Origin of the sequence: Nonomuraea endophytica (assembly GCF_014203235.1) — a bacterium.
Taxonomy (GTDB): Bacteria; Actinomycetota; Actinomycetes; order Streptosporangiales; family Streptosporangiaceae; genus Nonomuraea; species Nonomuraea endophytica.
In genome coordinates, this window is record NZ_JACHIN010000008.1 from 109,929 (window position 1) to 122,815 (window position 12,887).

Annotated in this window: 14 protein-coding genes; 10 read left to right on the forward strand and 4 right to left on the reverse strand. The window is 71.3% G+C overall.

All coding sequences use genetic code 11. The features are described from left to right. Positions 1–42: 42 nt before the first annotated feature. From HNR40_RS55060 to HNR40_RS28400, 5 genes are all read left to right on the forward strand, one after another. Entirely contained in the window at positions 43–936 is an 894-nt protein-coding gene (locus HNR40_RS55060; RefSeq protein ID WP_246509574.1) for a hypothetical protein, read from the forward strand. 17 nt (positions 937–953) lie between these two features. Further along, entirely contained in the window at positions 954–1,763 is an 810-nt protein-coding gene (locus tag HNR40_RS28385; protein WP_184966601.1) for a DUF3097 domain-containing protein, read from the forward strand. Next, the gene (locus HNR40_RS28390) at positions 1,760–2,473 is read left to right on the forward strand and encodes a DUF4870 domain-containing protein (RefSeq protein WP_184966603.1); all 714 of its coding nucleotides are present in this window, start codon (positions 1,760–1,762) and stop codon (positions 2,471–2,473) included. Before HNR40_RS28385 ends, HNR40_RS28390 begins: the two co-directional genes overlap by 4 nt. A gap of 82 nt (positions 2,474–2,555) precedes the next feature. After that, complete coding sequence (locus tag HNR40_RS28395; RefSeq protein WP_184966605.1) at positions 2,556–4,163, forward strand: AbeC-like domain-containing protein; 1,608 nt, start codon at positions 2,556–2,558, stop codon at positions 4,161–4,163. After that, on the forward strand, positions 4,160–4,543 hold the full coding sequence (locus HNR40_RS28400; RefSeq protein ID WP_184966607.1) for a hypothetical protein: 384 nt from the start codon (positions 4,160–4,162) through the stop codon (positions 4,541–4,543). The genes HNR40_RS28395 and HNR40_RS28400 overlap by 4 nt, the downstream gene beginning before the upstream one ends. 6 nt (positions 4,544–4,549) lie before the next feature. Here HNR40_RS28400 and hemW read toward each other — a convergent pair whose 3' ends face one another. Beyond that, positions 4,550–5,770, reverse strand: coding sequence for a radical SAM family heme chaperone HemW (hemW, locus tag HNR40_RS28405; RefSeq protein WP_184966609.1), 1,221 nt, complete (start codon positions 5,768–5,770; stop codon positions 4,550–4,552). A gap of 97 nt (positions 5,771–5,867) precedes the next feature. On the opposite strand from hemW, the gene HNR40_RS28410 reads away from it, so the two are divergent. Beyond that, a complete protein-coding gene (locus HNR40_RS28410) occupies positions 5,868–7,121 on the forward strand; it encodes a glycoside hydrolase family 18 protein (RefSeq protein ID WP_312896540.1) in 1,254 nt (417 codons plus the stop codon). A gap of 67 nt (positions 7,122–7,188) precedes the next feature. On the opposite strand, the gene HNR40_RS28415 is transcribed toward HNR40_RS28410, so the two are convergent. Next, positions 7,189–7,812, reverse strand: a complete 624-nt coding sequence (locus tag HNR40_RS28415; protein WP_184966611.1) for an MOSC domain-containing protein — start codon at positions 7,810–7,812, stop codon at positions 7,189–7,191. A 43-nt stretch (positions 7,813–7,855) separates the two neighbouring features. Continuing rightward, positions 7,856–8,128, reverse strand: coding sequence for a hypothetical protein (locus tag HNR40_RS28420; RefSeq protein ID WP_184966613.1), 273 nt, complete (start codon positions 8,126–8,128; stop codon positions 7,856–7,858). Positions 8,129–8,230: 102 nt separating this feature from the next. Here HNR40_RS28420 and ccmA point away from each other — a divergent pair, with 102 nt between their 5' ends. From ccmA to HNR40_RS28440, 4 genes are read left to right on the forward strand one after another with little or no spacing between them, the layout of a single operon-like run. After that, positions 8,231–8,845: a heme ABC exporter ATP-binding protein CcmA gene (gene ccmA / locus HNR40_RS28425; RefSeq protein WP_312896541.1), complete on the forward strand. Its 615-nt coding sequence runs from the start codon at positions 8,231–8,233 to the stop codon at positions 8,843–8,845. Then, the gene (locus HNR40_RS28430; protein ID WP_184966617.1) at positions 8,842–10,269 is read left to right on the forward strand and encodes a DUF6297 family protein; all 1,428 of its coding nucleotides are present in this window, start codon (positions 8,842–8,844) and stop codon (positions 10,267–10,269) included. The genes ccmA and HNR40_RS28430 overlap by 4 nt, the downstream gene beginning before the upstream one ends. A 33-nt stretch (positions 10,270–10,302) precedes the next feature. Next, positions 10,303–10,599 (forward strand): hypothetical protein, encoded by a 297-nt coding sequence (locus HNR40_RS28435; protein ID WP_184966619.1) that lies wholly within the window; start codon positions 10,303–10,305, stop codon positions 10,597–10,599. Then, the gene (locus HNR40_RS28440; RefSeq protein WP_184966621.1) at positions 10,596–11,012 is read left to right on the forward strand and encodes an acyl-CoA thioesterase; all 417 of its coding nucleotides are present in this window, start codon (positions 10,596–10,598) and stop codon (positions 11,010–11,012) included. The genes HNR40_RS28435 and HNR40_RS28440 overlap by 4 nt, the downstream gene beginning before the upstream one ends. Before the next feature lie 6 nt (positions 11,013–11,018). Here HNR40_RS28440 and lepA read toward each other — a convergent pair whose 3' ends face one another. Continuing rightward, entirely contained in the window at positions 11,019–12,851 is a 1,833-nt protein-coding gene (gene lepA, locus HNR40_RS28445; RefSeq protein WP_312896542.1) for a translation elongation factor 4, read from the reverse strand. Positions 12,852–12,887: the final 36 nt, after the last annotated feature.

The window sequence follows — 12,887 nt, forward strand, 5'->3', positions numbered from 1 at the left end:
CGTGCTAGCGGACGGCAAGCCGGTACGGCCACACTTGCAGGCATGAGTGATGATTTCCGGCAGGGTGGAGGATGGCAGCCACCGCAGCAGCCTCCGTACGAGCCTCCGCCGCAGGGCGGACCACAGTACGGCCCCCCGCCGCAGAGCGGTCCCCAGTACGGGCCTCCGGGCGGCCCGCCGTACGGTCAGCAGCCGTCCGGCCCCCAGCCCTCAGGTCCCCAGTACGGCCAGCCGCCGTCGGGCCCGCAGTACGGCCAGCAACCGTCCGGACCGCAGTACGGCCAGCAACCGCAGTACGGCCAGCCTCCCTTCGGCCAGCCCCCATACGGGCAGCAGCAGTTCGGCCAGCCCCCGTACGGCGGCGCTCCCCAGTTCCCGCCGCCCGTGGACGGCAAGCGGCTGCGCCCGCCCTTGTGGCAGATCGCGGTGGCCTGGGGCGTGGCCGTGGTGTTCGTGATCGCCGGCATCGTCCTGTTCGCGGGCGGCGTGACCAGTGGCGTGAGCGGCGCGGCCCCGAGCAAGACGTTCCAGCCCGGCCAGCCCGCCACGGTCACCATCGACCCGGCCGACCGCCCCGCGCTCTACCTGTCGCGCGGCACCCAGGTCAGCTGGGAGTGCCAGATCAACGGCAACGCCAAGCTCGTCACCACTCCCGTGAACCAGACGGTCGAGCTCAACGGCACGAGCTGGGAGCTGATCGCGCTGGTCAACGCCCCGGCGGCGGGTGACTACCAGATCAGCTGCACGATCGAACCCGACGCGCAGACCCGCTTCGGCGTCGGCAAGGACCTGGCCTCCGCGGCCGGCGGCATCATGGGCGGCGTGGCCGCGCTGTTCATCCTGCCGGCCGTCGGCGTGCTCATCGCGGTGGTCTGGACGGTCGTCGTGCTGGTGCGCCGCAGCGGCCACCGCAAGCGCCTCGCGATGGGCGGGTGATTTGCTACGGTCCCCGTGTGTACGACGGTGATGTGCTCGCGGGGAACTGGCGGCGTCCGGGCAAGGGCAAGATCCCTCAGGTCCCGGCGGAACCCGACCTGGTCGTGGAGGACGCCGACAGCGGCTTCTGCGGTGCCGTGGTGGCCTGCGACAAGGAGGCCGTCACGCTGGAGGACCGCTTCGGCAAGCGCCGCCTGTTCCCGCTGGCGCCCGCGGCGTTCCTGCTGGAGGGCCGGCCGGTGACGCTGGTGCGGCCGTCCGCCCCGGCGGCGGGCGGGACCAGGCGCAGCGCGTCGGGCTCGATCGCGGTCGAGGGCCTGCGCGCCCGGGTGGCCCGCGAGAGCCGCATCTACGTCGAGGGCGTGCACGACGCCGCGCTCGTGGAGAAGATCTGGGGCCACGACCTGCGGGTCGAGGGCGTGGTCGTGGAGTACCTGGAGGGCGTGAACGACCTGCCCGCCATCGTCGCGGAGTTCGAACCGTCCACCGGCAGGCGGCTCGGGGTCCTGGTGGACCACCTGGTGCCAGGTTCCAAGGAGAGCCGGATCGCCGCCCAGGTCAGCTCGCCCGACGTGCTGATCGTCGGACATCCCTACATCGACATCTGGCAGGCGGTAAAGCCGTCCGTCCTGCGGATCCCGGCCTGGCCCGACGTGCCGCGCGGGGTGCCGTGGAAGGAGGGCGTGATCGCCGCCCTGGGCTGGCGCATGGAGCCTGCCGCGGCGTGGCGGCGCATCCTGGGCGCCGTCTCGACCTTTTCCGACCTCGAGCCCGAGCTTCTCGGCCGGGTCGAGGAGCTGATCGACTTCGTCACGGAGGCATCATGAGCCAGGACCACCCCCAGCCTGACGACGACTCCACCCGCCGGGTGGAGCGCTCCGACATCCCCGACTACGACCAGCCGCCCGCGGGAGGCTACGGCCAGCAGCCCTCAGGTGGTTACGGCCAGCAGCCCTCAGGCGGCCAGCAGCCTTCCGGCGGTTACGGCCAGCCACCCTCCGGCGGTTACGGCCAGCAGCCCTCGGCCGGTTACGGCCAGCCATCACCCGAGTACGGCCAGCCGTCCGGCGGTTACGGCCAGCAGCCGCCCTCGGCCGGCTACCCCTACGGGCAGCAGCCGTCGGGCCCCCAGGGCTACGGCTACCAGCAGCAACCGCCCGGCTACGGCTACCCGGCGGCCCCCCAGCCCCACACCCCCGGCGTGTACGGCCCGCGTCCCGGCACCGACGACACCACGATGGCCATGTTCGCCCACCTGCTGGGCCTGCTGGTCTCCTGGATCGGCCCGCTCATCATCTACCTGATGAAGAAGGACGAGTCCCCCTACGTCCGCGACCAGGCGGCCGAGGCGCTGAACTTCCAGATCACCATGTTCATCGGCTACATGGTGTCGCTCATCCTGACGATCGTCATCATCGGCTTCCTGCTGCTGCCGGTGGTCTGGGTCATCTCGCTGATCTTCCACATCCAGGCGGCCATCGCCACCAACAAGGGCGAGAACTACCGCTACCCGATCAGCATCCGCATGATCAAGTAATACGGAGAATCACGGTTCGATCACTCTCCGGAATGATCCCAGCTCCCCGGGTGACGATGGACGGGTCACCCACGGGGAGGTCATGGTGCACGAGCGCCTGCGCAACACCACCAGATACCTGGCAGCCGCCGCCTACCTGGATCCCGGCTTCCGCGACCGGGCGCTGTACGCGCTGATCGCGCGCCGCCACCACGCGGTGGCGCCGTCGGTCGGCGGGTTCGACCTGGGCCCGGTGCTGCGGCACTGCCTCTACTCGCGTTCGCTGCTGACCGTCAGGGAGGCAGCGGTCACGGTGATGCTGCTGCTCGCCCTGCTGTTCAACTTCCAGGCCACGACGCCGTGGCTCACGGTCCTGGGCGTGCTGGCGGCCTTCGCCTCCGGCGGGTTCGGCACTCTGGGGCAGCGCAGGCGGCTGAGCCCGGTCGTGGTGGCCGGCCTGGTGATCGGCTTCTTCGCCCTGGTGGTCGTGCCCGCGCTGCTGCTGACCAGATACCTCGGCGAGGCGAGCTCGGGAGTCGAGGAGGACAACGGCTCCGGCTGGATGGCGCCCCTGATGCTCGTGGCCGCCATCGCCACCGTGCTGGCCTACCGGGTGCGGGTCTACAGAATCCTGTCGGAGCGGCTAGGGCCGGGCGCGGGCCGTACCGGAGCTGAGGCGGGGCCGCGAATGACGGAGGTCAAGCTCGCGCAGCACGGGAACCTGACGCTCTACTCCGGCGAGAACCCGTTCGTCGGCGCGGGCGAGCTCGTGCGGGCCTGGACGATCGCGGCCGAGCTCGACCGGCGCACCGGCGACGCGGGCCGGGCGCCGGCCAGGGTGGACGCGGTGGACCTGCACGAGTTCGTGGGCGAGCGGCTCGGCCAGATGCGCACCGCCGCCGAGCCCGCGATGCCCGTCCACCTGGACATCCTCGACCACGTGATCGCGCAGGGCCGCCTCAACCAGCTCCACGGCGAGCACCCGCTGCTGCACGGCACCCGGCCCCGCTACCAGCTCAGCGACCGGGAGCTCCAGGCGGTGATCCGGAACCCGCAGTCGGGCGCCCGCCACTACCGGTGGATCGTGATCGGCACCAGCGGCGAGGCCGTCACCGACGTCGACGGCGAGGAAGTGCTGCCCGCCGAGGACCGCGACACCACCGTGTCGATCTTCATCCACCTGGCCGTCGAGGGCCGGATGCTCTACACGGAGTTCATCGTGACGGCGCTGCCGCCCGTGCGCGGCGCCTACCGGGTGGTGGACGAGCTGCCCAGGCAGGCCGGCGGGGCCCTCGTGCTGGCGGCACTCAGCCGCGCCCCGTTCGCGCTGGCCCGCGACGTCGTCGGCGCGCCCGCCCGGCTGCTACGGCGGATCTTCATGGCGATGCGGTGGCCCGAGGACCCGGACAGGTTCGTGGTCTACGACTACGGAGCCAGGATCAGCCTGCGCGAGGCGGGGGCCGAGCCGCGCATCAACACCTTCCTCGAAGGGCTGGACGCCTACAAGTACGCCAAGCTCGTGGAGGAGCGGCTGAACAACGCGGTGCTGGACTTCCTGGAGGATCGCGGCGTGGACACCGCCGCGTACCGGCAGCAGATCGCGGCCGTCATCAACAACGGCACGGTGGTCAACGGCGGCACGTTCAACGGGACCAACATCGGCGGCCAGGGCTCGCAGTTCGCCGCGCCCGCGGGCAAGGGGGCCGCGTGAGCACGCCCGACCCTTCGGCGCCCAACTACGGGACCGTCATCAGCGGCGGCACGTTCACCGGGAGCAACATCGGCGGGCAGGGCTCGGTCTTCCAGCCCGGCCAGGCGCGTTCCGCCCCTCGGGACGAGCTGGAGCGGCTGCGGAGCCAGGTGGAGGCGCTCCTGGCCCTCGTCGAGGCGCACGCGGCCGAGCTGCCGCAGGCCGGGCAGGCCCGCCGCGACCTGGAGGAGGTGCTGGCCGAGGCCGAGGCCGAACCCGGGGAGCGCGACCCGGCCCGGGTCACCGCCGCCCTCGACCGGCTGGGCACCCGGCTGGCGCCCGTCACCGCCCTGGCCGCCGCGCTGGGCCCGATCGCCGACCTGGTCGCAGCGCTCCTGTGACGGCGCTCAGAGCGTGAGGTCGCGGATCAGGGCGTCGGCGAGCAGGCGGCCGCGCAGGGTCAGCACCATGCGGCCCGCCTTGAACGCCTCCTGCTCCAGCAGCCCGTCCCCCACGGCCCTGGCCACGGCGAGCTTCGCGCCGGGCGCCACGTCGGCCAGCGGGTAGCCGGTGATCAGCCGCAGCTCCAGCATCAGCCGCTCCACCTCGCGGTCGGCGTCCTCCAGCACCTCCCTGGCGTGCGCCGGGGAGACACCCTGGGCCAGCCGCTGGGCGTAGGCGGCGGGGTGCTTGACGTTCCACCAGCGGGTGCCGCCCACGTGGCTGTGCGATCCCGGCCCGACGGCCCACCAGTCGCCGCCGGTCCAGTAGAGCAGGTTGTGCCGGCACCGGCCGGCCTCGGAGGTGGCCCAGTTCGACACCTCGTACCAGGAGTATCCGGCCTTCGCCAGCAGCTCGTCGGCGATCAGGTAGCGGTCGGCGGCCACGTCGTCGTCGGGCATCGGCAGCTCGCCGCGCCTGATGCGGGCCGCCAGCCGGGTGCCGTCCTCGACGATGAGCGAGTACGCGGAGACGTGGTCGGGCCCGGCGGCGATCGCCGCCTCCAGCGACGCCCGCCAGTCGTCGTCGCTCTCTCCCGGGGTGCTGTAGATGAGGTCGAGGTTGACGTGCGCGAACCCGGCCTGCCGGGCTTCGTGTACGGCTTGCGCCGCCCGCCCCGGCGTGTGGTGCCGGTCGAGCACCTTGAGCACGTGCTCCTTGGCCGACTGCATGCCGAAGCTGATCCGGTTGAAGCCGCCAGCGCGCAGCTCGGCCAGATATGCGGGGTCGACGGACTCGGGGTTGGCCTCGGTGGTGACCTCGGCGCCGGGGCGCAGGCCGAACTCCTCGTCGATCGCCGCCAGGATGCGGGCCAGGTCGCCGGCGGGCAGCAGCGTGGGCGTGCCGCCGCCGAAGAACACCGTCTCGACGGGCAGGTCGGCGGTGCCGAGCACGCGGCGGGCGAGCCGTACCTCGTCGATGGCGGTGTCGGCGTAGTCCCGGTGCGAAGCGCCGGGGCCCAGCTCGGCGGCGGTGTAGGTGTTGAAGTCGCAGTAGCCGCAGCGCGTCACGCAGAACGGGACGTGCACGTAGAAGCCGAACGGGCGCTCGCCGAGGCGGCGCAGGGCGCTCTCCGGCAGCTCTCCGGACGGGGGCGCTGGGTCGCCGTCGGGCAGGGTGGATGGCACCCCTCCAGTCTGCCGTCTGCCATTGACTGCCCGATCACACCGTCCTACTGTCAGGGCATCTTAAAGGAAAGTTTCCTATCAATTCAGGAGACGCCGCGTGAAGAAAGTCCTGCTCGCTCTCACCCTCTTACTCGGTATGACGGTGGTGTCGGCCCCGGCAGAGGCCCACGGTTCCGATTACAAGAGAGTCGCCTACTTCGTCCAGTGGGGCGTCTACGGCCGTAACTACCACGTCAAGGACATGGAGACCAGCGGGGCAGCCCGCAAGCTCACCCACATCAACTACGCCTTCGGGTTCGTGAACCAGCAGGCCGAGTGCTACTCCGCCGACGCCTGGGCCGACTGGCAGCGTCCCGTACCGGCCGAGCAGAGCGTGGACGGCGTGGCCGACGCGCCCGGCCAGGCCCTCAACGGCAACCTCAACCAGCTCAAGAAGCTCAAGGCCAAGTACCCCAAGCTCAAGGTCCTGATCTCGCTGGGCGGCTGGACCGGCTCCAAGTACTTCTCCGACGCCGTCCTCACCGCGGAATCGCGCAGCAAGCTCGCCAAGTCCTGCATCGACCTGTGGCTGCGCGGCAACCTGCCCGGCCTGGCCGACGGCACGGGCTCCGGCGTCTTCGACGGCATCGACCTCGACTGGGAGTGGCCCGGTTACCCCGGAGCCCCCGGCAACGTCGTGCGTCCCGAGGACAAGCAGAACTTCACCGCCTTCGTCGCCGAACTCAGGTCCCAGATGAACGCTTACAAGCGTTCCGGCCTGATCACGGCGTTCCTGCCCGCCGCCACCCGCGTCATCGACGCCGGCCTCGAGGTGCGCAAGGTCTTCCGCAACCTGGACTACGCCACCATCCAGGGCTACGACCTGCACGGCCCGTGGGACAAGATCACCGGTCACCACTCCAACCTCTACAACGACCGCCGCGACCCCAACGACATCCGCGAGAGCCTCGACCAGACGGTCAACTACTACCTGGAGCGCGGCGCACCGATCCGCAAGCTCGTGGCCGGCGTGCCCGCCTACGGCAAGGGCTGGACCGGCGTGCCGGCGGGCCCGGCCAAGGACGGCGTCTACCAGCCGGCCACCGGCGCGGCTCCCGGCAAGTGGGAGGCGGGCTCCGAGGACTACAAGGACATCCTCGCCAAGCCCGGCAAGCGCTACCGCGACGTCAGGACCGGCGCCGTGTGGCTCTACGACGGCACCGAGTTCTGGACGTACGACGACCCGATCGTGATGCTGCAGAAGGCCGCCTACATCAGGCACAAGGGCCTGGGCGGCTACATGATGTGGTCCATCGACGGTGACGACGCCAAGGCCTCGCTCACCTCAGCCCTGTACAGGGTTCTGCGCTAGCAGCCGGACGGCGCACGGGCCGCACCAGCGGGGGGCTGCCCGTGCGCCGCTCCCCGCTCGTGGCCGTCTAGCGCAGGAGGCGTTCCGCTCGGCGGTCCCAGTAGGAGCCGTGGCCGGGGAAGGCCAGGATGCGGGCGAGGACGTCCTTGTCGCCGTGGTAGGCCAGCACCGACTCGGCGATCGTGACGCTCCCCTCCGGGCGGGCCACGATCTCGACCTCGTCGCCCACGCCCAGCTCGCCCGTCTCCACCACGCTCAGGTACGCGCCCACCCGGCCGGCGTCGGTGAAGCGCTTGAGCCAGCCCGGCTCGTCCATCCAGTTGCGGAACACCACGCACGGAATGCGCGGCCCGCTCACCTCCAGCAGCGCCGTGCCGACGCGCCAGCGCTCGCCCAGCACCGCCCCCGACACGTCCACCCCGGACGTGGTGAGGTTCTCGCCGAACTGGCCGTCACGCAGCTCCCGCCCCAGCTCGCCCTCCCACCAGTCATAGTCTTCACGAGCATAGGAGTAGACGGCGTGGGTGGGCGCGCCGTGGTTGGGCTGGTCGGCCCGCTCGTCGCCCTCCAGCCCGTTCTGGCGCACGCCGACCCGGCGCGTGACCGCCTTCTTGTCGATGGCGGTGCGCCCCAGCTTGCCGGCCCACTCCGCGTCGATCGCCTGCCCCACATTTACTGAGATCAGCCGCATGGCTCCGACGGTAACCGACCCCGCGAGGTGCGGGCACACGCGGTCACCGGCCGAGCCTCAGGTCGGCCAGCTGTAACAACGTCGACAGCGCCGCCTCCCGCGCCTCCTCCCCGTCGCCCTCCTCCCCGAAGCACTCGGCGGCCACGTCAAGCACCGCCCGGACCACCGCCGCGTCCGGATAGGGCACCTCCACCCCCACCGTGCCGTCGGCGGCCACCTCGGCCGGGCGCAGATGCAGGCGGAGCAGCCGCCGGGTCTCCTCCGCGATCGCGACACCCAGCAGGGCCGCCCGCTCATACCGCTCAGCAGCGATCACAACACTCCTCCAATCGCACTCATGTTCGAGATTCGAAAGGCTAGAGGGCGACACCGACAGAAATGCGCCGCCGGGTAGGGTCGAACGGTGTGCGATCCCCTCGTGACCACTGTCAACCTGACCGTCGAGCTCGGCGGCAATCCCGTCCTCACCGGCTACGACCTGGTCGTACGTCCAGGTGAGCTGGTCGCGGTCGTCGGCGAGAACGGGTCGGGCAAGTCGACGCTGCTGCGCTGCCTGGCCGGTCTCCAGCCGCCGACGAGCGGGGAGGTCACCGTCTTCGGTGCGCCTCCGGCCGACGTGGCGGCGTTCTGGCGGCGGGTGGCGGTGACGGGGGACGAACCGGCCTGGTATCCGGGCCTCACCGCGCGGGAGCACCTTGAGCTGGTGCCGGCCGTACACGATGGGCCGCGCATGAGCGTGGAGCGGGCGCTGGAGCTGTTCGACCTCGGTCCGCGCGCGGACGCCGTCCCGCTCAACCTCTCCACGGGCCAGCGCCAGCGTCTCGCCCTGGCCGCAGCCCTGGTACGGCCCAGCAGCCTCCTTCTGCTCGACGAGCCCGAACGCGGCCTGGACACCGCCTTCCGCGAGCGCCTGGGCACCCTGCTGCTGGAATACACCGCCGATGGCGGCACCGTCATCATGGCCACCCACGACCCCGCCCTCGCCGCCCGCGCCCGCCACGTGTCCCTCGCCACCCGGGTGGGCGGGCGATGACCGGCGTGCGGGAGGTCAGGGCGCTCGTCCGGGCCAGGTCCGGGCGGCAGCGGAGCCTGAGCGACCGGTACGCGGCGCTGTTCGGGCTGGCGATGGGCTGCGCGATGCTGGCCCAGCCCGTCTCGGCCGCGTTCGAGTCCATGGCCGCGCCGCCTCCGCCCGAGCAGGTGGGCGCCGGGCTGGCGCTGGTCACGCTCGTGTTCGCGGGCTTCCTGTGGGCGGCGCGCGCGATCGGTCCCGTCGTGGTGTCGGCGGCGGACGCGGCCTGGCTGCTGCTGTCCCCGCTGGACCGGCGCGGCGTGCTGGGCCGCTCAGCGCGGACGCTGCTGCTGGTCAGCCTCGTGATCGGCGTCGGTCTCGGACTGGCGGCCCTGGCGGTGACCGGCGCGCCCGACCATCTCGTCTGGCGGCTGGTCGGCGCGCTCGTGGCCGGCGTCTCGGTGAGCGCGGGCGGGATGGCGATGGCCGTGCTGGCCCAGACGTCCAACCCGTGGGACATCGCCCTGCGCGCGGTGATCGCCGCACTGGTGCTGGCCGCGGTCGTCCTCATGCTGGTGGGGGGCCGCCACGTGCCCGCGCCCGTCTGGTCGGCCGTTCCGGCTCTGGTCTCCGCCTTCCTGGTACGGCATGCCTGGTCGGCCCTCGGCCGTATCCCGGCCCGCCGCCTGCTGTCGTCGTCGGCCAGGGCCGGGCACCTGGCCAACGCCACCGTGAGCCTGGATCCGAGCCTGCTGAGCTGGCTCGCCGAGGACAACCACTGGCGCGGCGCCCGCCTGCGCAGCAGGTCGTGGCCCGGCCTGCCTACTGTGTTCGCGCCCGCGTGGCAGGAGGTGCTGCGGCTGGTGCGGCGGCCGGGGCGGCTGGCCGTACTGGCGGGCTCGACGGCGGCGCCCGCGCTGATGGCCCAGGCGACCGCAGGCGCGGGGGCGCCGGTGGCGGTGCTCGTCCTGGGCGGCGGGCTGGCCGCGGCGGCGTCCGCGGTGTCGGGGGCGCGGTGGGACGCCGACAACCCCGCGCTGGCCCGCCTGCTGGCGCTGCCGGGGCGTGGGCTGATGGCGGCGCGGGCCGTGCTGCCCGCGCTGCTGGCGGCCGTGTGGATGGGGGCGGCGCTGACGCTGTTGCCCGGGTCTCCCGGGGCGCTGCTGTGGTTCGTGCCACCGGCGGCGGCCGCGCTGGCCGCCGCGGCGTTGCGGATGGCCAGGCGGGCTCCGGTGAACCATGCGATGCCGATCCTCGACACGGGGGCGGGGGCGATTCCGACCGGGCCGCTGTTCTGGGGGCTGACCGGGCTCGATCTGGCTGTCATCGGCTGTTTCCCGATGGCGATCGCCCTGGTGGCGGGGTTCTCCGGTGGGTTGCTCGTCCTGCAGGCCGTCCTGGGCGTGGCGGTGCTCACGGGGTATCTGAGCCGACAGCATCGCTAGGCAATCGCTAGCGATCGCAGTACGATTGCGGCCATGGACGTCCCACGGGCGCAGTCCGCGCTCCGGCAGATCGCCAAAGGGTTCGAGGAGCTCGCCGCCGCCCTGGGCGGCCCGGAGGAGCCCGACGAGCCCGAGCGCACCGCCCGCGTCATCGCCGAATGGGGCCGCAGGGGGCTGACGAAGCAGGAGGCGTCGGCGCTGTTCAGGAAGCACGGCTTCGCCCCGCAGACCACCGGCGGCTGGGCCCGCGGCGACTGGATCGCGATCGGCGAGGACGGCCTGCGCTACCTCACCGGCCGATCGCACGACTGGCTGGAGGAACGGTCATGAGCTTCGCGGTACGCATCGCCGTACGCGGATATGAACTCGACACGCAGGGCCACGTGAACGGCGCGGTCTACCACCAATACGGCGACCACGCGCGATGGGAGTGCCTGCGCGCGGCCGGGATCACCGTCGAGGACCTGCTCGCGTCCGGCGTGGGCCCGATCACGCTCGAGAACACCATCCGCTACCACCGCGAACTACGCGGCGGCGACGAGGTCGAGGTGAGCTGCGGGTTCGAGTGGGGCGATGGCAAGACGTTCAGGATCGTGCAGGAATACCGGCACCAGGACGGCGGCCTCGCGGCCGAGCTGACCAGCGTCGGCGGGCTCCTCGACCTGCGGGAGCGCCGCCTCGTGCCGGACCCGGCCGCGCACTGGCGGTCGCTGGCGTCGGAGCCCGCGCTGCTCGGGCTCTGAGCGCCGCTACTTCTTGGGCTTGTCCGCGGCGTTGGAGTCGGTCGACAGCGCGGCCACGAACGCCTCCTGAGGCACCTCGACCCGGCCGACCATCTTCATCCGCTTCTTGCCCTCCTTCTGCTTCTCCAGCAGCTTGCGCTTACGGCTGATGTCACCGCCGTAGCACTTGGCGAGGACGTCCTTGCGGATCGCGCGGATGTTCTCGCGGGCGATCACCCGGGCGCCGATGGCCGCCTGGATCGGCACCTCGAACTGCTGCCTCGGGATGAGCTCGCGCAGCTTCTTGGCCATGTCGACGCCGTAGGCGTACGCCTTGTCCTTGTGCACGATCGCGCTGAAGGCGTCGACCGGCTCGCCCTGCAGCAGGATGTCGACCTTGACCAGCTCCGCCTCCTGCTCGCCGGCGGGCTCGTAGTCGAGCGAGGCGTAGCCGCGGGTGCGGGACTTCAGCTGGTCGAAGAAGTCGAAGATGATCTCGCCGAGCGGCAGCGTGTAGCGGATCTCGACGCGGTCCTCCGACAGGTAGTCCATGCCCAGCAGGTTGCCGCGCCGGCCCTGGCAGATCTCCATGATCGCGCCGATGAACTCGGCCGGAGCCAGGATCGTCGACTTCGTCACCGGCTCGAAGACCTTGTCGATCTTGCCGCCGGTCGGGAACTCCGACGGGTTGGTGACGGTCAGCTCCTTGCCGTCCTCCATCTCCACGCGGTAGACCACGTTGGGCGCCGTGGAGATCAGCGACAGGCCGAACTCCCGCTCAAGCCGCTCGCGGATGATCTCCATGTGGAGCAGGCCGAGGAAGCCGACGCGGAAGCCGAAGCCCAGCGCGGCCGACGTCTCCGGCTCGTAGATCAGGGAGGCGTCGTTGAGCTGCAGCTTGTCGAGCGCCTCGCGCAGCTCCGGGTATTCGTCGCCGTCGATCGGGTAGAGGCCGGAGAACACCATCGGCCGCGGGTGGTCGTAACCGGCCAGCATCTCCTTCGCGCCGTGCACCGCCGAGGTGACGGTGTCGCCGACCCGCGACTGGCGCACGTCCTTCACGCCGGTGATCAGGTAGCCGACCTCGCCGACGCCCAGGCCCTTCTCGGCGACCTTCGGCTCCGGAGAGATGACGCCGATCTCCAGCGTCTCGTGGGTGGCCTGCGTGGACATCATGGTGATGCGCTCGCGCTTGCCGAGGTGGCCGTCGAAGACGCGTACGTAGGTGACGACGCCCCGGTAGGTGTCGTACACCGAGTCGAAGATCAGCGCGCGAGCGGGCGCGTCGGCGGCGCCCACGGGCGCCGGGACCGTCGCGACGACGTGGTCGAGCAGCTCGCGCACGCCGTCGCCGGTCTTGCCGGAGACCCGCAGCACGTCCGACGGGTCGCAGCCGATCAGGCCCGCGATCTCCTCGGCGAACTTCTCCGGCTGGGCGGCCGGAAGGTCGATCTTGTTGAGCACCGGGATGATGTGCAGGTCGTTGTTCATCGCGAGATAGAGGTTCGCGAGCGTCTGCGCCTCGATGCCCTGAGCGGCGTCGACCAGCAGGATCGCGCCCTCGCACGCCTGCAGCGAGCGGGACACCTCATAGGTGAAGTCGACGTGGCCGGGCGTGTCGATCATGTTGAGCACGTGCCCGTCCCACGGCAGCCGCACCGCCTGGGACTTGATCGTGATGCCGCGCTCGCGCTCGATGTCCATCCTGTCGAGGTACTGAGCACGCATCGAACGTTCGTCGACCACACCGGTGATCTGCAGCATGCGATCGGCAAGCGTTGACTTGCCGTGGTCGATATGCGCGATGATGCAGAAGTTGCGGATCAACGCGGGGTCGGTCTGGCCAGGCTGATTGCGCACCGAAGTCCGTTTCGACAGGGTTGAGGTCAAGCGTCT